We start from the raw sequence: 18,107 nt of genomic DNA on the forward strand, positions 1-18,107 counted from the left end.
AACGAAATCAGGCTGAGTTTAACGCGGCGTCGGCGGTCCAGCGGCCGCGGACATCAGGGGCCGTAACTCAGCCACAGCGGCAGCACGGCATCCAGGTAGTCCATGAATTTCTTGAGCCCTACCCGGAATTGCCCATACCCGTAGGGGTCTTGCGCATACTGCGGAAACGCGATCCCCACCCCGAACAGGCCGGGGGCAAGGATTCCGTTGGTGCGGTTGTAGTCCAGTTGCCCAAACTGCGGTGTCTCGGGCAATCGCCGGCGTTCGAAGCCGACGGTGTAGACCACCCGGTCACACCGGGCCAGCTGCCCGGAGAACTCCGGCGCCGATACCAGGCATCGCTCCAATCGGTCCGGCAGCACCCCGTCGATGTTTTCCCGCGCCCACACCGCAGCCTGGCCCTTCAGCCCGGTGTCATCGAACAGGATCCAATCCGCAAAGTACACAGCGTATTTCAGTGGGCTTCGGTAAAAGTTGATCACCCGCTCGACGGGATGGCGCAGCAGATTCGGCAGCACGATCATGGACGAGTGCGACGAGCCGAACACGCCGACCGTCGCACCCCGCAGCGGCTCACGCGCGAGCTTCTCGGGATCGAGGGCGACCTCCACCGGAATCTCGTCGAGCTCGGGGTAATGAAGCTTCTTGGCGACCGCCCCGACGGCCAGGATCACGTTGGTGGCCACGATGTCGTCCTGTTCGGTCTCGATGCGCCATCGCCGGTTTTCCAGGTACAGCGCGGTCGCGGTCGTCGTGAAGGTGGCGACCTGCTCACGAAGCTGCCCCGTGATCCACACCAGCGGCTCGGCGACCAGGCCCAGCGCGCACGTCTCCTGGGGGTCGATTTCGCGCAGCGGCAGGGGCGGCGCTTCGTCGAACCGAAATGACTTGGAGCCGTTGAAGTATTCGAGGAACAGACCCACGTGCGTGTTGCTCGACACCGACCGCCACTTTTGCCCGATGTCGCCGCCGGCGAAGGCGGGATCGATCCACGCGATCCTTTCGGCCGCGACGCCGTGATCCAGCAGCCTCCCCACCGCGGCGACGCCCGCCGGCCCGGCCCCGATCACTGCCCACGCGTAGGAAGTCATGCACCACATATAGAGCAGTGCGCGGCGAAACGCCCACCGGGACTCGGGCCGTGAGGCCCGAACCGGCTACGCCAGCCAGGCCGCGGAGTCCGGGGGGAGTTTCCCGTCCAGCAACGGCGCGCTGGCCAGGACGAGTTCCCCCGGCGGCAGGGGCACCGGCTGTGCGCCACAGTTGAGGGCGCACACCAGGCCGCCGGGACGCCGGAAGATCACCGCGTCGCCGGAGGCGTCCAGCCAGTCGACACCGTCGCCGTCGAACTCGACGCGACGCTTGCGCAATTCGAGTGCGCGCCGGAAAAACGACAGCGTCGAGTCGGGATCGGCGCTCTGCTTGTCGACGGTCAGCGCCGCCCACTCCTTCGGCATCGGCAACCAGGTCTCGGCGCAGGACGAGAAACCGAACGGGGGCTCGTCGCCCGACCAAGGGATAGGCACCCGGCATTTGTCGCGGCCGCGCTCGGTGTGTCCCGAGCGTTCCCACGTCGGGTCCTGCAACACCTCGTCGGGCAGCTCGACGTCGGGCAGCCCCAGTTCCTCGCCGTTGTAGATGAACACCGCGCCCGGCAGGGCGAGCATCACCATCGCCATCGCGCGGGCCCGGCGCAGGCCGAGGTCGCCGCCGCCGTAGCGGGTGACCTCCCGGCCGACGTCGTGGTTGGACAGCGTCCAGGTCGGGACGGCGTCCTGCAGGGCGGTGGCGGCGAGCGAGTTCTGGATCGCGTCACGGATCTCGGCGCCGTCGAATTCGATCCTCGCCAGCCGGAAGTTGAATCCGAGGTGCAGCTCATCGGGCCGCAGGTACTCCGCCCAGCGGGCGTTGTCGGTCACCCACACCTCGCCGACGGTCACCGCCCCCGGGTAGTCGTCGATCACCCTGCGGATGTCGCGGTGAATGTCGTGCACGCTCGGGTGGTTGAAGCGCGGGTCGTCGTCGGTGTGGTGCAACACCTTGGACTCGACGTCGGGCGCATCCGGCAGGCCGGCCGGCTTGGCCATGCCGTGCGCCACGTCGATGCGGAAGCCGTCCACGCCGCGTTCCAGCCAGAAGCGCAGCGTCTTCTCGAAATCGTCGAAGACGTCCGGGTGCTCCCAATTCAGGTCCGGCTGCTCGGTGTCAAACAGGTGCAGGTACCACTGGCCGGGTTGACCGTCGGGTTCGACCACCCGGGTCCAGGCGGGGCCGCCGAAGACGGAGGTCCAGTTGTTGGGCGGCAGCTCCCCGTCGGCGCCGCGGCCGTCGCGGAAGAAATACCGCTCCCGCGCGTCGGTGCCCGGCCCGGCGGCCAGCGCCGCGGCGAACCACGGATGGGCCGAACTGGTGTGGTTGGGCACCACGTCCATGGTGATCTTCATGCCCCGCCGGTGCGCCGCGGCGATCAGCCGTTCGATGGCCGCCATCCCGCCGAACAACGGGTCGATGTCGCGCGGATCGGCGACGTCATACCCGTGGTCGGCCATCGGGGAGACCGTGACCGGGTTGAGCCAGATCGCGTCCACGCCGAGCTGCTCGAGGTGATCCAGGCGGGCCGTCACCCCGTCCAGGTCGCCGACGCCGTCGCCGTCGCTGTCGGCGAACGACCGCGGATACACCTGATAGAACACCGCGCTCGACCACCACGCTGCCGGGCTCATGCTGCTCCGTTCGCTTCGCTGGGCATCAGAACTGGGCATCAAAACGACGAGTTCACCAGCGAGTCGGCGGCCATCTCCAGATAGCTGAGCAACTCGCGGCGGTGCTCGTCGTCGAGTGTCGCCGAATCGATGGAGGCCACCGCCGTGTGCATGCAGCGCAGCCACGCGTCGCGCGCCAGGGGAGTGATCCGGAACGGGACGTGACGCATCCGCAGCCGGGGGTGTCCGCGCCGGTCCGAGTACGTGCGCGGGCCGCCCCAATACTGCTCGAGGAACATCCGCAAGCGCTCCTCGGCGCCCTCGAGGTCATCCAGCGGGTACAGCTCGCTCAAAATCTCGTCCTCGGGCACCTGAGCGTAAAACCGCGACACGATCGCGTGGAAGGTCTCGGCACCGCCGACGGCGTCGTAGAAGGACTGTCCTACCTCATCCATCGCCGTCCATTGTGGGGCATCGTCGCGACGGCAAGCCGCGGCGGCCCGACGCCGCTCTCGCTGTTCACCGGTTGGACACGGCGTTTCACCTGCAATAGGGGTGCGATTGGCGGCGAATCATGGTGGACTGTTCGCGGAGGATCTATGGCGCAGGGCAAGAGACGCCGCAGCCACCGCAGTAGTCAAGTGGCCACGGCAGGGTCAACCGGGCCCACAACCGTGTCATCGCTGCACAGTGTCGAGATCCATCCGCCGGCCCGCCCGGAGAGCGCTTCCATCTGGAGTCGCCGGCGGGTGTTGCTGCTGAATTCCACCTACGAGCCGCTGACCGCGCTGCCGATGCGGCGCGCGATCGTCATGGTGATCTGCGGCAAGGCCGACGTGGTGCATCACGACCCGGCCGGGCCCGTCATCCACTCGGCCACCCGCTCGATCGTCGTGCCCTCGGTGATCCAGCTGCGCTCGTATGTCCGCGTTCCCTACCGGGCGCGCGTTCCGATGACCCGGGCCGCCCTGATGCACCGCGACCGGTTCTGCTGCGCCTACTGCGGGGCGAAGGCGGACACCGTCGACCACGTGGTGCCCCGCAGCCGCGGCGGCGACCATTCCTGGGAGAACTGCGTCGCCTGCTGCTCGACCTGCAACCATCGCAAGGGCGACAAGCTGCTCAGCGAGCTCGGCTGGGCGCTGCGCCGGCCGCCGATGCCGCCGACGGGCCAGCACTGGCGGCTGTTGTCGACGGTCAAGGAGCTGGACCCGGCCTGGGCCCGATACCTCGGCGAAGGCGCGGCCTGAGCCACAATCTGGTGTCCGGTCGCGCCGGTGGATCGCTTGGTGGGATACGGTTTGCGTCGTGAGTCCTATGCATCTCCACCTGATCATCGTCGGTATACCCGTGTTGCTGGTGGTCGCGCTGTCGGTGCTGATCTGGTCCCGCAAGGGGCCGCACCCGGCGTCCTACAAGCTGGGCGAGAAGTGGACGCATCCGCCGATCCTGTGGGCCGCCATCGGCGAAGAGGTCGGCCACAGCCATGGGGGGCACGGCACGTCGGAATTCTCAGTCGGAGGTGGCGCCAGTGGCACGTGGTGAGGTAGCGACGAGGGAACCCGCCGAGCTGCCCTACGGCTCGGTGATCACCGCCAGCGGACGGATCTCCGGAGTCACCGAGCCCGGCGAACTCTCGGTGCAGTTCCCGTTCTCGACCAAAGATCTCGTCGCGGTGGACGACGCGCTGAAATTCGGGTCGCGGTCCTCCAAGACGCGTTTCGCGATCTACCTGGGCGACCTGGGCAACGACACCGCCGCGCGGGCCCGCGAGATCCTGGCCGACGTGCCGACGCCGGACAATGCGGTGCTGCTGGCCGTCTCGCCCGACCAGAAGGTCATCGAGGTGGTCTACGGTTCCGCGGTCCGCGGCCGCGGCGCCGAATCGGCCGCGCCGCTGGGTGTGGCCGCCGCTTCCTCGGCATTCGAGCGCGGCGATCTGGTGGACGGGCTGGTCAGCGCGATCCGCGTGCTGAGCGCCGGCATTTCGCCGGCTTAGCTACTCGGCGTCGAAACGGCGCGCCCGCAACGATCGCTTCACCCCGGCCTGGCCCTCGAGCACCAGGCGGCGCAGCGCCGCCGGCACCTCGGGGTCGGACAGGAACTCGTCGGCGGCGGCGATGCCGTCCTCGCCGATGTCCCAGTGCGGGTACAGGCCGATCACCACCGTCTGCGCCACTTCGCTGGACCGGCGCGCCCACACCCCCGAGATCGCCTCGAAATACCGCGCGGTGAACGGCTTGAGCAGCTCATGCTGCGCCGGCGGGGCGATGCCCGCGATGATCGCGCGGGCGGTGATGTTGGCCAGGGTGTCGTCCTCGACCACCCTCGTCCACGCCTCCTCCTTGACCTGCAGTTGGGGCCGCGCCGTCGCGGCCTGGGCGCCGTGCCGCTTGCCGGCGGCGGTCGGGTCCCGCTGAACCTCGGCGTCGATGAACGGCGTGGCGGGCCCGTCGGCGTCGATGTCGCCGGCGGTGGCCAGCGCGGTGACGATCCGCCACCGCAGGTCGGTGTCGATCTCGAGGCCCGGCAATCCCAGGTCTTCGGGGGAGCGGTCGAGCAGATCGGCCAGCGTCACCACATGGCGAGTCGACAGGACCGACGAGCACAGCGTGTTGACGAAGGCGAGCTGGTGATCCGATCCGGGCTGCGCGGCGCGCGCCAATTCCAGCAGCCGGTCGGCGAACTGCGGCCAGCCCTCCTCGCGCGCCCAGCCGGACTCGGCGTAGGACGTCAGCGCCGTCTGCGCCTGAAGCAGCAGCCGCTGCGCCACCCCGACCTCGGTTTCGGCGTGCACGCCGCCCGCCACCAGGGCCACGAAATCGCGGGCCCGCAGCTCGGCCTCGCGCGTCATCTCCCAGGCCGCCGACCAGACCAGCGAGCGGGGCAGCGGCTCGGCGATGTCGGCGATGCGACCCAGGGCGGTGCGCAGGGACTCGGGGTCCAGCCGCAACGAGCAGTACGTCAGGTCATCGTCATTGACCAGGACCAATTGGCCCCGCGAAACCCCAACCAACGCAGGGACTTCCGTCACCGGGCCCTCGACGTCGAGCTCCTCGCGGCGCACCCGCACCAGCTTTCCCGACCCGTCATCGTCGTAGACGCCGATGGCCAGCCGGTGCACCCGGGTCTCGCCGGCGCCCGGGGCGGCTCCGCTCTGGGTCACCGCGAACCGCGTGAACCTGCCGTCACCGTCGACGTCGAAATCGGGCCGCAGCGTGTTGAGCCCGGTCGTCTTCAGCCACTGCTGCCCCCAGTCGGACAGGTCGCGCCCCGACGCCTTCTCCAGCGCGGCGACCAGATCGTCGAACGTGGCGTTGCCGAACGCGTGGGTGCGGAAGTAGTCGCGCAGCCCGGCCAGGAAGTGCTCGAGCCCGACGTAGGCGACGAGCTGCTTGAGCACCGAAGCGCCCTTGGCGTAGGTGATGCCGTCGAAGTTCACCTCGACCGCGGCCAGGTCCGGGATATCGGCGGCGATCGGATGGGTCGAGGGCAACTGGTCCTGACGGTAGGCCCACGACTTTTCGACCGTCGCGAACGTGGTCCATGCCTCGGTGAATTCGGTTGCCTCGCTTTGGCATAGCACCGACGCGAACGTCGCGAAGGACTCGTTCAGCCACAGGTCGTCCCACCACGCCATGGTGACCAGATCCCCGAACCACATGTGGGCCATCTCATGCAGCACGGTCTCGGCGCGACGTTCGTAGGACGCCCTGGTGACCTTGCTGCGGAAGACGTAGTCCTCCAAGAAGGTCACCGCGCCGGCGTTTTCCATTGCGCCGGCGTTGAACTCGGGGACGAACAGCTGATCGTATTTCCCGAAGGCGTAGGGCAAGCCGAAGTTCTTGTGGTAGAAGCCGAATCCCTGCTTGGTCTGGGTGAAGAGCCGCTCGGCGTCCATGTAGGGCGCCAGCGACGCCCGCCAGTAGATGCCCAGCGGGATTTTGCCGTGTTCGTCGGTGTAGGCGTCCTTCCACTCGGCGTACGGGCCGGCGATCAGGGCGACCAGGTAGGTGCTCATCCGCGGGGTGGTGGCGAAGGTGTGCAGGCCGTCGGTCACCGACACCGTCGCGCCGTTGGAGATCACCTTCCAGTGCCGGGGCGCGGTCACCCGCACGTCGAAGGTCGCCTTGAGGTCGGGCTGGTCGAAGCAGGCGAACATGCGCTTGGCGTCGGCGGTTTCGAATTGGGAGTACAGGTAGGTCTCGTTGTCGACCGGGTCGACGAACCGGTGCAGACCCTCACCGGTGTTGGAGTAGCGGCAGTCCGCGTCGACCACGACGACGTTGCGGTCGGCCAGGCCACGCAACTCGATGCCGGTCGATTCGTCGTATCCGGAGACGTCGAGGTCGCGGCCGTTGAGCGTGGCGCCGCGCACCGTGTCGGCGGCGATGTCGATGACCGTGTCGGCGCCGGCGAGGGCGTCGAACACCACCGTGGTCACCGAGCGGAAGGTCCGTTCGCCGGGACCGCCGTGGGAGTCGGTGAGGTCGAGATCGATCTGGTAGCTGGCGACGGTGATCAGCGAAGCGCGCTCGACGGCTTGTTCGCGGGTGAGGTTGGGGAGTGCCACGTGTCCAACTTACGGGTCGGGCGAACCGGGAACAGGAGCGAGAGGCCTACGGTTGTGCAGATCAGACTTTCAACCGAAGAGAGGACCGGACATGCCCGACAACGCGCCCGCGAAGAACAAGGCCGATTTCTGGTTCGATCCGCTGTGCCCGTGGGCGTGGATCACCTCGCGCTGGATCCTAGAGGTGGAAAAGGTTCGCGACATCGAGGTGAACTTCCACGTGATGAGCCTGGCGGTGCTCAACGAAAACCGCGAGGGCCTGCCCGACGAATACCGCGAACGCTTGGCGAAGGCCTTCGGTCCGGTGCGGGTGGCGATCGCGGCCGAACAGGCCCACGGCGCCGAGGTGCTGGCGCCGCTGTACACCGCGATGGGAACCCGGATTCACAACGAGGACAACAAAGAACTGGACGACGTGATCAAACAGTCGCTGGCCGAGGTGGGCCTGCCGGCCGAGCTGGCCGACGCCGCCGACAGCGACGCCTACGACGAGGCGCTGCGCAAGAGCCACCACGCCGGAATGGACGCGGTCGGCGATGACGTCGGCACGCCCACCATCCACGTCAACGATGTGGCGTTCTTCGGGCCGGTGCTCTCGAAGATTCCGCGCGGTGAGGAAGCGGGCAAGCTGTGGGACGCCTCGGTGGCCTTCGCGTCCTACCCGCACTTCTTCGAGCTCAAGCGCAGCCGCACCGAGAAGCCCGACTTCGCCTAGGTGGGCTGGCCCGACGCCGACCGCCCGGCCAGGCGGGCGTTCTACTGCGACCGCCCCGCTGGCCGGGCGCCGGTAGGCCGCCGCCCCGCTTGCCGTCGCCGCCGCCAGGGCGGCGGGTGGCTGTGTAAGGATTGCGGGCATGCGCGTCTACCTCGGCTCTGACCACGCCGGATTCGAGCTCAAGCAGCAGATCATCGAGCACCTCGCGAAGTCCGGCCACGAGCCGATCGATTGCGGCGCCTTCACCTACGACGCCGACGACGACTACCCGGCCTTCTGCATCGCGACCGCGACGCGCACGGTGGCCGACCCGGACAGCCTTGGCATCGTGCTGGGCGGGTCGGGCAACGGCGAGCAGATCGCGGCCAACAAGGTGCCCGGCGCCCGGTGCGCGCTGGCCTGGAGCGTCGAAACCGCAAGCCTGGCCCGCGAACACAACAACGCGCAACTGATCGGCATCGGCGGTCGCATGCACACGGCGGCCGAGGCGCTCGCCATCGTCGACGCCTTCGTGACCACGCCATGGTCGAAAGCCGAACGCCACCAACGGCGTATCGACATCCTCGCCGAATACGAACGCACCCACCAAGCCCCGCCGGTACCCGGCGCGGCGGGCTGACGCTGGAAAGGTCCGCGCGTGCCCGAAGGGCATACCCTGCACCGGCTGGCCCGGCTGCACCAACGCCACTACGCCGGTGCGCCCGTATCGGTGTCCAGCCCGCAGGGCCGCTTCGCCGACGCGGCCGCGACGGTCGACGGCCGGGTGTTGCAACGCACCAGCGCGTGGGGCAAACACCTGTTTCACCACTACGCCGGCGGCCCGATCGTGCACGTGCATCTCGGCCTGTACGGCGCCTTCACCGAATGGGAACGTCCCGACGACGGGTCGCTTCCCGAGGCGGTCGGGCAGGTGCGGATGCGCATGATCGGCGCCGACTACGGCACGGACCTGCGCGGCCCGACGGTGTGCGAGGTGATCGACGAAGGGCAGGTCAGCGACGTGTTGGCCCGGCTTGGTCCCGACCCGCTGCGCGGCGACGCCGATCCGTCGTGGGCGTGGAAGCGAATTGCCAAGTCGCGCAGGCCCATTGGGGCACTGTTGATGGATCAGACCGTCATGGCCGGCGTGGGCAACGTGTACCGCAGCGAGTTGCTGTACCGCCACGGCATCGACCCCTTCCGCCCCGGCCGCGACGTCGGCGAGGACGAATTCGATGCGGCCTGGACCGATCTGGTGGCACTGATGAAGGTCGGTTTGCGCCGGGGCAAGATCATCGTGGTGCGGCCCGAACACGACCACGGCGCGCCCTCGTATCGCCCCGACCGCCCCCGCACCTACGTCTACCGGCGCTCCGGCGAACCGTGCCGCGTGTGCAAAGCCCCGATCCGCACGACCGTGCTGGAGGGCCGCAACGTGTTCTGGTGTCCGACCTGCCAAAAATAATGGCGAAACATCGCCGCCTCCGGTTTGAATTCAATCGGGGTGGGCATGTGTTGTCTCCATGAAGACTCTCGCTCGATCAGCAGCAACGATTTCCGCCATCGCGGGTCTGGGCTTGGCGGGGCTGGGCGTCGCGACCGACGCGCAGGCGCATCCCGCTCCGTTCCCGCAGTGGTGCCCCGGCGATTTCTGGGACCCCGGCTGGGGCGACAACTGGGACACCGGGAATTGCCACGACAATTGGCGCGGACCCGGGCCCAATCCGTACCTCAACCCCGGCGGACCCGGCGGTCCCGGTGGGCTGGGCGGTCCCGGTGGACCCGGCGGACCGGGTGGGCCCGGCGGTCCCGGTGGACCCGGCGGGGGTGGTCCCGGCGGTGGTGGACACGGCGGCGGTGGCGGCGGTGGCGGCGGCCATTAACGGCGCCGCTAGATGACACCCAGCACGGAGTAGACCGCGTTCGACAGGACCAGGCTGCGGGGGTCGGCGTTGGCCTTGGTGGGGTCGAAGTGATTCGCCACATAGGCGTAGCCGATGCGGTGCTCGAGATCGACGAACCCGAACGAACCGCCCAGCCCGCCGTGGCCGAAGATCCGCGGGTTGGGTCCGTTGACGCAGCGTTGGTTGAGCATGTACCCGAGACCCCAGCCGTGGTCGGCGACCCGCGGCCCCAGTACCAGGTCGGTTTCCAGCCCGCCCTGACAGACCCGCACCAGGTCCATGTGCTCGCGGCTGAGCACCTTCTCCTGGGCGAGCGCGTTGTAGAAGGTCGCCAACCCCAGCGCCGACACCTGACCGTTGGTGCCGGGGAACTCGAGTTCGCGCCACAGGCCCAGATCGTGTGAGCCGAGCTCGTCGTCGGGGGCGAATCCCATCGAGATGGACAGGCCCGCCTTGGGGTGCTCGGCCAGGCTGGTCGGCCAGCCCGGCGCCTTCGCGTCGGCCAGCAGGTCCCGGGCGTGCGGCTTGTTGATCCGCTCGGCGCAGCGGTGCTGTTCGGCCAGCGGCAACCCGATGTGGACGTCGGCGCCGAACGGTTCGGCGATCTCGGTCCGCAGGTACTGACCGATCGTGCGGCCCGTGACCCGGCGGAACACCTCGCCCATGATGAAGCCGAAGGTGGTCATGTGGTAGCCCTGCGCCGTGCCCGGCTCCCACCAGGGCTCGGCGGCGGCCAGCTGTTCGCAGACGTAGTCCCAATCCGCGACCTGTTCCCAGCGCATCCGGGTGCGCGGCCCGATCACGCCGGAGCGGTGGCTCATCACCATCGCCAGCGTGATGTCCTGTTTGCCCGCCTGAGCGAACTCGGGCCAGTAGTGGGCCACCGGCGCCTGCAGGTCCAGCTCGCCGCGGTCGGCCAGTTGGTGCACGCAGGTGGCCGACAGGCCCTTCGTGCCGGACAACACCGTGGTCAGGGTGTTCTGCTGCCAGGGCCGGGTGCGGGCCGCGTCGGCCCAGCCGCCCCACAGGTTGACGACGAGAGACCCGTCCACCCACACCGCGACGGCCGCACCGACCTCGTCGCGCAGGGTGAAATTGCGCTCGAACGCGTCGCGAACCCCGACGAAATCCGACGCGCATGAGCCATGGATCGACGGGTCCGTCGTCAGGTCGCTCATGGCGCCTCTCTATCGAGCAGATAGTTAGCCCCGAGCGGGCGACGGGAATCGAACCCGCGTAGCTAGTTTGGAAGACTAGGGCTCTACCATTGAGCTACGCCCGCATGTATTTAGTCGAGCGTGACTGTAGCTGGCGACGAAGATCAAATCTAATCGACGCGGCTTTGTGATCACTCCGTGAGGTCCGCGAGGTCGCCGCCCAAGCCTGTGACGGACCTGGCTTTGCGGGGCCTTAGGATCATCGAGGTCAGCGCGGGGTGTAGCGCAGCTTGGTAGCGCATCCGCTTTGGGAGCGGAAGGCCGCAGGTTCAAATCCTGTCACCCCGACCAGCACGACCGGCCGCACGCTGCGCGGCCCACCGACGACCAGGAACGAGCACCGAGGAGCACACCCGTGAAGAGCACCGTCGAGCAGTTGAGCCCCACCCGGGTGCGCATCAATGTGGAGGTCCCGTTCTCCGAACTCGAGCCGGACTTCCAGCGGGCCTACAAGGAGTTGGCCAGGCAGGTGCGCTTGCCCGGCTTCCGGCCCGGCAAGGCGCCGGCGAAGTTGCTGGAGGCCCGCTTCGGCCGCGAGGCGATGCTCGACCAGGTCGTCACCGACGCGCTGCCCGCGCGGTACGGACAGGCGGTCGCCGAGTCGGAGGTGCACCCGCTGGGCCAGCCCGAGATCGAGGTCACCAAGAAGGAGTACGGCGAGGAGCTGGCGTTCACCGCCGAGGTCGACATCCGGCCCAAGCTCACCCTGCCCGACCCGGGTTCGCTGACCATCTCGGTGGACCCGATCGAGGTCAGTGACGACGACGTCGACGCCGAACTGCAGTCCCTGCGGGCTCGATTCGGCACCCTGACCGGGGTGGACCGGCCGGTCGCCGACGGCGACTTCGTCTCCATCGACCTGTCGGCCACCATCGACGGCGAAGAGGTTCCGGGCGCCACCGCGCAGGGGCTGTCCCACGAGGTCGGCTCCGGCCGGCTCATCGCGGGCCTCGACGAGGCGCTGGTCGGGTTGTCCGTCGACGAATCCAAGGAGTTCACCGCGCAGTTGGCCACCGGCGAGCACGCGGGCAAGGACGCGCAGGTGACCGTCACGGTCAAGTCGGTCAAACAGCGCGAGCTGCCCGAGCCCGACGACGAGTTCGCCCAATTGGCCAGCGAATTCGACACCATCGAGGAGCTGCGGTCCAACCTGCGCGAGCAAGTCGGCCGGACCAAGCGGGCGCAGCAGGCCGAAGCCATCCGCGACGCCGCGATCGACACGCTGCTCGAGCAGGTCGACATCCCGCTGCCCGAAGCGATCGTGAAGGCGCAGGTCGACAGCGCGCTGCACAACGCCCTGCACAGCCTCGACCACGACGAATCCAAGCTCGACGAGGTGCTCGCCCAGCAAGGGAAGTCGCGCGAGGAGTTCGAGACCGAGACACGCACCGCCGCCGAGACCGACGTCAAACGGCAGCTGCTCCTCGACGCGCTCGCCGACGAGCTCGAGGTCCAGGTCGGCCAGGACGACCTGACCGAGCGGCTGGTGGCCACGTCGCGCCAGTACGGCATCGAGCCCCAGCAGCTCGTGGCCTACCTGCAGGAGAACAACCAGCTGCCGGCCATGTTCGCCGATGTACGCCGGGCGCTGGCCATCGCCGAGGTGATCCGCGCGGCGACGGTCACCGACACCGCCGGAAACACCGTCGACACCGACGAGTTCTTCGGCAAGCGCGCGGGGGCGGACGAGGCCGCCGATGACGTCTCCGGTGACGCCGAAGAATCCACGAAGGCCGACGCCGAGGAGTGACCGCGCGATGACGCTGTGAGCGAACGCGCCCGTTTCAGGGGCGCGTGGCCGCGAAACGGCGGGCCCGGTTGGTTAGTGTCGGTGAAGACAGATCTGACAGAAAGCAGGTACCCCGGTCGTGACTGACATGCGTTCAAACTCGCAGGGTCTCAACCTCACGGACTCCGTCTATGAGCGCTTGCTGTCCGAGCGCATCATCTTCCTGGGTTCGGAGGTGAGCGACGAAATCGCCAATCGGCTGTGCGCGCAGATTCTGCTGCTCGCCGCCGAGGACTCCACCAAAGACATCTCGCTCTACATCAACTCGCCCGGCGGCTCGATCAGTGCCGGCATGGCGATCTACGACACCATGGTGCTGGCGCCGTGCGACATCGCCACCTACGCGATGGGCATGGCCGCCTCGATGGGCGAGTTCCTGTTGGCCGCGGGCACCAAGGGCAAGCGGTACGCGCTGCCGCACGCCCGCATCCTGATGCACCAGCCGCTGGGCGGGGTGACCGGGAGCGCGGCGGACATCGCCATTCAGGCCGAGCAGTTCCACGTCATCAAGAAGGAAATGTTCCGGCTGAACGCCGAATTCACCGGCCAGTCGATCGAACGCATCGAGGCGGATTCCGACCGCGACCGCTGGTTCACCGCGCAGGAAGCCCTGGAATACGGCTTCGTCGACCACATCATCACCCGCGCCGCCCACATCACCAATGGAGAAGCCCAGTGAACCCCGAAACCCAGCCCCAGGCGCGCTACATCCTGCCGTCGTTCATCGAGCACTCCAGCTTCGGTGTCAAGGAGTCGAATCCCTACAACAAGCTGTTCGAGGAACGCATCATCTTTCTCGGCGTCCAGGTGGACGACGCGTCGGCGAACGACATCATGGCGCAGTTGCTGGTGCTCGAGTCGCTGGACCCCGACCGCGACATCACCATGTACATCAACTCGCCCGGCGGCGGATTCACCTCGCTGATGGCGATTTACGACACCATGCAGTACGTGCGCGCCGACATCCAGACGGTGTGCCTGGGGCAGGCCGCCTCGGCGGCCGCGGTGCTGCTGGCCGCCGGGACCCCGGGCAAGCGGATGGCGCTGCCCAACGCCCGGGTGCTGATCCACCAGCCTTCGCTGCAGGGCGTCATCCAGGGACAGTTCTCCGACCTGGAAATCCAGGCCGCCGAGATCGAGCGGATGCGCACCCTGATGGAGACCACGCTGGCCCGCCACACCGGCAAGGACGCCGCGACGGTCCGCAAGGACACCGACCGGGACAAGATCCTGACGGCCGAAGAGGCCAAGGACTACGGGATCATCGACACCGTGCTGGAGTACCGGAAGCTCTCCGCCCAGAGCGCCTAGCCAATTTCGCCGAGCGTGCACTCACGGCGAGTTTTCGGCTGATTTCTGATTGCACGCTCGGCGCAAGGGGGCCAGCTCGGCGATGTCCACCGGGCCGACCCGGCAGCAGCCGCCGACAATGCGGGCGCCCGCCGAAACCCACTGCGCCGCAAGCCCCGTCGCGAACGTGCGCGGGCCGACCCACGCGCGACCGTCCCAGCGTTCGCCGCTGTTCGGATAGACGATGACGGGCTTGCCGATCTCCGATGCGCTCGCGATCGCGGGCAACACGTCGTCGGGCGCGCAGCAGTTGACCCCGACGGCCACGATCTCGTCGACGCCCGCGGCCACCGCGAAGGCCTCGGTCAGCGGTTGCCCGGCGCGGGTCCGGGCCCCGTCGATCGTGTAGCTCAGCCACGCCGGCATCCCGACCGAGCGCACCACGTCGACCAACGCTTCCGCCTCGTCGACGTCGGGAACGGTCTCGCAGGCGAGGACGTCGGCCCCGGCGTCCGCCAGGGTCTCCAGCCGGGGCCGATGCCAGCGCGCCAAGGCCCCGACCGACAGGCCGTAGCGTCCGCGGTATTCCGAGCCGTCGGCCAGCGCCGCGCCGTACGGTCCGACCGAGGCCGCGACGAGCAGGCCCCCGAATTCGCCAGGGCCGGCCTCGTCCCGCGCGGCCTTCGCGAGCTCGACGCTGCGGCGCAACAGCCCGTCGGTTTCCCGACGATCCAGTCCGCGCGCCGCGAAACCCTCGAACGACGCCTGGTAGCTGGCCGTCGTCGCGATCGTGGCCCCCGCGCGAAAGTAGGCGGCGTGGACGGCGACGATCTCGCGTGGGGCGTCCGCGAGCAGCCTGGCCGACCACAACCGATCGGACAGGTCATGGCCGCGCGCTTCCAGCTCGGTGGCCAAGCCGCCATCGAGCAGCACGGTTCCGCTGGGCCACCGCAAGCCCACGGCCAAACCCACGTGGCCACTGTAGGGTGATTTCTTGGGGGTTCGCCCACGCCTCGTGTGAGCGTCTCGGGGTCGGGTCGGCACCTCCGTCGGAGGCGGGATCGGGCGGCCGCCGGACTCGGTCGCATTACGACCGCGACACGCCAAAGACACGCAAAGCGCGTCTTTCGCGAGCGACGGGCACCGTCTGGCTATATCTTTCCTCCATACGGAAGCGGCATGAACTCCCGCAAATACCATGGGCGCGATTCGGCGTTTATGGTCGCGGCGGGCCCGATCAAGCGGGTAGCGTCGGTGAATACATGCGGGACAGGGAAGTCCAACGGCGAAGAGGAAGTAGGCACTGACGCACCATGGCACGCATCGGAGACGGCGGGGACCTGCTGAAGTGCTCGTTCTGCGGGAAGAGCCAGAAGCAGGTCAAGAAACTCATTGCTGGCCCCGGTGTGTACATCTGCGATGAGTGCATCGATCTGTGCAACGAGATCATCGAAGAGGAGCTTGCCGACGCCGACGACGTGAAGCTCGATGAGCTCCCCAAACCGATCGAGATCCGGGAGTTCCTCGAGGGCTACGTCATCGGGCAGGACACCGCCAAGCGGACGCTGGCGGTCGCGGTCTACAACCACTACAAGCGGATCCAGGCCGGGGAAAAGGGCCGGGACTCGCGCCACGAGCCGGTCGAGTTGACCAAGTCCAACATCTTGATGCTCGGTCCCACCGGCTGCGGCAAGACCTACCTGGCCCAGACGCTCGCCAAGATGCTCAACGTCCCGTTCGCCATCGCCGACGCGACCGCCCTGACCGAGGCCGGCTACGTCGGTGAGGACGTCGAGAACATCCTGCTCAAGCTCATCCAGGCCGCCGACTACGACGTGAAGCGCGCCGAGACGGGCATCATCTACATCGACGAGGTCGACAAGATCGCCCGCAAGAGCGAGAACCCGTCGATCACCCGCGACGTCTCCGGGGAGGGCGTGCAGCAGGCCCTGCTGAAGATCCTGGAGGGCACCCAGGCGTCGGTTCCCCCGCAGGGCGGCCGCAAGCACCCGCACCAAGAGTTCATCCAGATCGACACCACCAACGTGCTGTTCATCGTCGCGGGGGCGTTCGCCGGCCTGGAGAAGATCATCTACGAGCGCGTCGGCAAGCGGGGCCTGGGCTTCGGCGCCGAGGTCCGCTCGAAGGCCGAGATCGACACCACCGACCACTTCGCCGAGGTCATGCCCGAGGACTTGATCAAGTTCGGCCTGATCCCGGAGTTCATCGGCCGGCTGCCCGTGGTCGCCTCGGTCACCAACCTGGACCGCGAATCGCTGGTCAAGATCCTGTCCGAGCCGAAGAACGCGTTGGTCAAGCAGTACCTGCGGCTCTTCGAGATGGACGGCGTGGAGCTCGAGTTCACCGACGACGCCCTGGAGGCGATCGCGGATCAGGCGATCCACCGCGGCACCGGCGCGCGCGGCCTGCGCGCCATCATGGAAGAGGTCCTGCTGCCGGTGATGTACGACATCCCGAGCCGCGACGACGTCGCCAAGGTCGTGGTGACCAAGGAGACCGTGCAGGACAACGTGTTGCCGACGATCGTGCCGCGCAAGCCGTCGCGCACCGAGCGCCGCGACAAGAGCGCCTAACTAGCTCCTGGAGCTCCCCAGCACGCCCCGCGATAGCAACGACGTGGTCCCGCGGCGCCTTGCGCACGGCCTGGACCTGCTGAACTTCCTGCTCGCCGACGTGCGTGACGGTCTCGGCCCGTACCTGTCGATCTATCTGCTGCTGACCCACCACTGGGATCAGGGCTCGATCGGATTCGTCATGGCGGTCGGGGGCATCGGCGCGATCGTCGCGCAGGCCCCGGCCGGCGCCCTGGTGGACCGGAGCACCGCCAAGCGGGCGCTGGTCATCGGCGGCGCGCTGACGATCACCGCGGCGTCGCTGGCGATGCCGTTGTTCCCCGGGTTGTATTCGATCTCGGTGCTGCAGGCGCTCACCGGCATCGCCGGATCCGTCTTCGCCCCGGCGCTGGCCGCGATCACCCTGGGGCTCGTCGGCTCGCGTCGCTTCGCCCGCCGGATCGGGCGCAACGAGTCGTTCAACCACGCCGGGAACGCCACGGCGGCGGCGATCACCGGCGGCCTGGCCTACTTCTTCGGGCCGGTTGTGGTGTTCTGGGTGCTTGCGGTCATGGCGGCCGCCAGCGTGGTTGCGACGCTGTGTATTCCGGGCGACGCGATCGACCACGACGTCGCCCGGGGCATGGACCATGCGCCGGGGGAACCGCACCCGAGCCCGTCCCGGCTGGCGGCCCTGCTGAGCAATCGCCGGCTGATGATCTTCGCCGCCACGGTCATCGCCTTCCACTTCGCCAACGCGGCCATGCTGCCGCTGGTCGGCCAGCGGCTGGCGCTGCACAACAAGGACGTCGGGACCGCGCTGATGGCGGGCTGCATCGTGGCCGCGCAGGTCGTCATGGTGCCGGTGGCCTACGTCGCCGGAGCCAAGGCCGATTCCTGGGGCCGCAAGCCGATCTTTTTGGCCGGGTTCGCCGTCCTGGCCGCCCGTGGCTTTCTCTACACGCTCTCGGACAACCCCTATTGGCTGGTGAGCGTGCAGCTGCTGGACGGCGTCGGGGCCGGCGTGTTCGGCGCGCTGTTTCCCCTCGTCGTGCAGGACGTGACGCACGGGACCGGCCGCTTCAACGTCAGCCTGGGGGCGGTGACGGCCGCGACGGGCGTCGGCGCCGCGGTGTCGAACCTCGTCGCGGGCTCGATCGTGGTCGCGGCCGGCTACAACGTCGCCTTCGCGTTCTTGGGTGCTCTGGCGGGCGCCGGGTTCGTGTTGTATCTGGCTGCGATGCCGGAAACGGCGGCGGCCAAAAGCGGCGGCGGAGGCGCGGCATCCCGAAGCAGACACGGTATGAACGACGGTTGGGTAACGCGCAAGACGTGACCAACACCACAGTTTACTGGTCTACTCGT

The 18,107-nt window shown here is 68.2% G+C and carries 17 protein-coding genes, 2 tRNA genes and 1 pseudogene; 13 read left to right on the forward strand and 7 right to left on the reverse strand.

Annotation, left to right across the window (positions count from 1 at the left end):
- Nucleotides 1-53: 53 nt before the first annotated feature.
- The 3 genes from W7U_RS04065 to W7U_RS04075 all read right to left on the reverse strand — a co-directional run bounded on the left by W7U_RS04065 (nucleotide 54) and on the right by W7U_RS04075 (nucleotide 3,157).
- Entirely contained in the window at nucleotides 54-1,070 is a 1,017-nt protein-coding gene (locus tag W7U_RS04065; protein ID WP_008255155.1) for a hypothetical protein, read from the reverse strand.
- Between the two features lie 87 nt (nucleotides 1,071-1,157).
- A complete protein-coding gene (locus tag W7U_RS04070; RefSeq protein ID WP_008255157.1) occupies nucleotides 1,158-2,723 on the reverse strand; it encodes a glycoside hydrolase family 13 protein in 1,566 nt (521 codons plus the stop codon).
- 38 nt (nucleotides 2,724-2,761) lie between these two features.
- Nucleotides 2,762-3,157 (reverse strand): globin, encoded by a 396-nt coding sequence (locus W7U_RS04075; protein ID WP_008255158.1) that lies wholly within the window; start codon nucleotides 3,155-3,157, stop codon nucleotides 2,762-2,764.
- A gap of 144 nt (nucleotides 3,158-3,301) precedes the next feature.
- Here W7U_RS04075 and W7U_RS04080 point away from each other — a divergent pair, with 144 nt between their 5' ends.
- The 3 genes from W7U_RS04080 to W7U_RS04090 all read left to right on the forward strand — a co-directional run bounded on the left by W7U_RS04080 (nucleotide 3,302) and on the right by W7U_RS04090 (nucleotide 4,701).
- The gene (locus W7U_RS04080; RefSeq protein WP_036428682.1) at nucleotides 3,302-3,952 is read left to right on the forward strand and encodes an HNH endonuclease; all 651 of its coding nucleotides are present in this window, start codon (nucleotides 3,302-3,304) and stop codon (nucleotides 3,950-3,952) included.
- Nucleotides 3,953-4,019: 67 nt separating this feature from the next.
- Entirely contained in the window at nucleotides 4,020-4,247 is a 228-nt protein-coding gene (locus W7U_RS04085) for a hypothetical protein (protein ID WP_008255162.1), read from the forward strand.
- The gene (locus tag W7U_RS04090) at nucleotides 4,234-4,701 is read left to right on the forward strand and encodes a DUF5130 domain-containing protein (protein ID WP_008255165.1); all 468 of its coding nucleotides are present in this window, start codon (nucleotides 4,234-4,236) and stop codon (nucleotides 4,699-4,701) included. The genes W7U_RS04085 and W7U_RS04090 overlap by 14 nt, the downstream gene beginning before the upstream one ends.
- Here W7U_RS04090 and pepN read toward each other — a convergent pair whose 3' ends face one another.
- The gene (gene pepN, locus W7U_RS04095; protein WP_008255167.1) at nucleotides 4,702-7,275 is read right to left on the reverse strand and encodes an aminopeptidase N; all 2,574 of its coding nucleotides are present in this window, start codon (nucleotides 7,273-7,275) and stop codon (nucleotides 4,702-4,704) included. It abuts the gene before it with no gap.
- 91 nt (nucleotides 7,276-7,366) lie between these two features.
- Between pepN and W7U_RS04100 the strand changes: the two genes are divergently transcribed.
- The 4 genes from W7U_RS04100 (at nucleotide 7,367) to W7U_RS25220 (ending at nucleotide 9,852) form a co-directional block, all read left to right on the forward strand.
- Nucleotides 7,367-7,990, forward strand: coding sequence for a DsbA family protein (locus W7U_RS04100; protein WP_008255169.1), 624 nt, complete (start codon nucleotides 7,367-7,369; stop codon nucleotides 7,988-7,990).
- A gap of 139 nt (nucleotides 7,991-8,129) precedes the next feature.
- A complete protein-coding gene (locus W7U_RS04105) occupies nucleotides 8,130-8,609 on the forward strand; it encodes a ribose-5-phosphate isomerase (RefSeq protein WP_008255170.1) in 480 nt (159 codons plus the stop codon).
- An 18-nt stretch (nucleotides 8,610-8,627) separates the two neighbouring features.
- Entirely contained in the window at nucleotides 8,628-9,434 is an 807-nt protein-coding gene (locus tag W7U_RS04110; RefSeq protein ID WP_008255172.1) for a DNA-formamidopyrimidine glycosylase family protein, read from the forward strand.
- A gap of 58 nt (nucleotides 9,435-9,492) precedes the next feature.
- Nucleotides 9,493-9,852, forward strand: a complete 360-nt coding sequence (locus W7U_RS25220; protein ID WP_074020979.1) for a hypothetical protein — start codon at nucleotides 9,493-9,495, stop codon at nucleotides 9,850-9,852.
- An 8-nt stretch (nucleotides 9,853-9,860) separates the two neighbouring features.
- On the opposite strand, the gene W7U_RS04115 is transcribed toward W7U_RS25220, so the two are convergent.
- Entirely contained in the window at nucleotides 9,861-11,051 is a 1,191-nt protein-coding gene (locus W7U_RS04115) for a serine hydrolase domain-containing protein (RefSeq protein WP_008255174.1), read from the reverse strand.
- A 33-nt stretch (nucleotides 11,052-11,084) separates the two neighbouring features.
- Nucleotides 11,085-11,155, reverse strand: a tRNA-Gly gene (locus W7U_RS04120).
- Nucleotides 11,156-11,304: 149 nt separating this feature from the next.
- On the opposite strand from W7U_RS04120, the gene W7U_RS04125 reads away from it, so the two are divergent.
- From W7U_RS04125 to clpP2, 4 genes and pseudogenes are all read left to right on the forward strand, one after another.
- A tRNA-Pro gene (locus W7U_RS04125) sits at nucleotides 11,305-11,381 on the forward strand.
- 64 nt (nucleotides 11,382-11,445) lie between these two features.
- Nucleotides 11,446-12,765, forward strand: a pseudogene (gene tig, locus W7U_RS04130) (trigger factor); the annotation flags it as partial.
- Nucleotides 12,766-12,967: 202 nt separating this feature from the next.
- Entirely contained in the window at nucleotides 12,968-13,558 is a 591-nt protein-coding gene (clpP1, locus tag W7U_RS04135) for an ATP-dependent CLP protease proteolytic subunit ClpP1 (protein ID WP_008255177.1), read from the forward strand.
- Nucleotides 13,555-14,190 carry an ATP-dependent CLP protease proteolytic subunit ClpP2 gene (clpP2, locus tag W7U_RS04140; protein WP_008255179.1) on the forward strand — a complete coding sequence of 212 codons (636 nt, stop codon included), beginning with the start codon at nucleotides 13,555-13,557 and terminating at the stop codon, nucleotides 14,188-14,190. Before clpP1 ends, clpP2 begins: the two co-directional genes overlap by 4 nt.
- 21 nt (nucleotides 14,191-14,211) lie before the next feature.
- Here the strand turns inward: clpP2 and mmuM are convergent, their stop codons facing one another.
- Entirely contained in the window at nucleotides 14,212-15,123 is a 912-nt protein-coding gene (gene mmuM, locus W7U_RS04145; RefSeq protein ID WP_162143690.1) for a homocysteine S-methyltransferase, read from the reverse strand.
- A gap of 359 nt (nucleotides 15,124-15,482) precedes the next feature.
- Between mmuM and clpX the strand changes: the two genes are divergently transcribed.
- Together clpX and W7U_RS04155 are read left to right on the forward strand one after the other, a co-directional pair.
- Nucleotides 15,483-16,763 carry an ATP-dependent Clp protease ATP-binding subunit ClpX gene (gene clpX, locus W7U_RS04150; protein ID WP_008255183.1) on the forward strand — a complete coding sequence of 427 codons (1,281 nt, stop codon included), beginning with the start codon at nucleotides 15,483-15,485 and terminating at the stop codon, nucleotides 16,761-16,763.
- A 43-nt stretch (nucleotides 16,764-16,806) separates the two neighbouring features.
- Nucleotides 16,807-18,078 (forward strand): MFS transporter, encoded by a 1,272-nt coding sequence (locus W7U_RS04155; protein ID WP_008255184.1) that lies wholly within the window; start codon nucleotides 16,807-16,809, stop codon nucleotides 18,076-18,078.
- Nucleotides 18,079-18,107 lie beyond the last annotated feature (29 nt).

Origin of the sequence: Mycobacterium sp. H4Y (assembly GCF_000364405.1) — a bacterium.
Taxonomy (GTDB): domain Bacteria; phylum Actinomycetota; class Actinomycetes; order Mycobacteriales; family Mycobacteriaceae; genus Mycobacterium; species Mycobacterium intracellulare.

Excerpts from the sequence above, each read along its gene's own strand:
- W7U_RS04070 (WP_008255157.1), bottom strand. The coding sequence starts at position 2,723 with ATGAGCCCGGCAGCGTGGTGGTCGAGCGCGGTGTTCTATCAGGTGTAT.
- W7U_RS04075 (WP_008255158.1), bottom strand. The coding sequence starts at position 3,157 with ATGGATGAGGTAGGACAGTCCTTCTACGACGCCGTCGGCGGTGCCGAG.
- W7U_RS04080 (WP_036428682.1), top strand. The coding sequence starts at position 3,302 with ATGGCGCAGGGCAAGAGACGCCGCAGCCACCGCAGTAGTCAAGTGGCC.
- W7U_RS04085 (WP_008255162.1), top strand. The coding sequence starts at position 4,020 with ATGCATCTCCACCTGATCATCGTCGGTATACCCGTGTTGCTGGTGGTC.
- W7U_RS04100 (WP_008255169.1), top strand. The coding sequence starts at position 7,367 with ATGCCCGACAACGCGCCCGCGAAGAACAAGGCCGATTTCTGGTTCGAT.
- W7U_RS04105 (WP_008255170.1), top strand. The coding sequence starts at position 8,130 with ATGCGCGTCTACCTCGGCTCTGACCACGCCGGATTCGAGCTCAAGCAG.
- W7U_RS25220 (WP_074020979.1), top strand. The coding sequence starts at position 9,493 with ATGAAGACTCTCGCTCGATCAGCAGCAACGATTTCCGCCATCGCGGGT.
- W7U_RS04115 (WP_008255174.1), bottom strand. The coding sequence starts at position 11,051 with ATGAGCGACCTGACGACGGACCCGTCGATCCATGGCTCATGCGCGTCG.
- clpP1 (WP_008255177.1), top strand. The coding sequence starts at position 12,968 with ATGCGTTCAAACTCGCAGGGTCTCAACCTCACGGACTCCGTCTATGAG.
- clpX (WP_008255183.1), top strand. The coding sequence starts at position 15,483 with ATGGCACGCATCGGAGACGGCGGGGACCTGCTGAAGTGCTCGTTCTGC.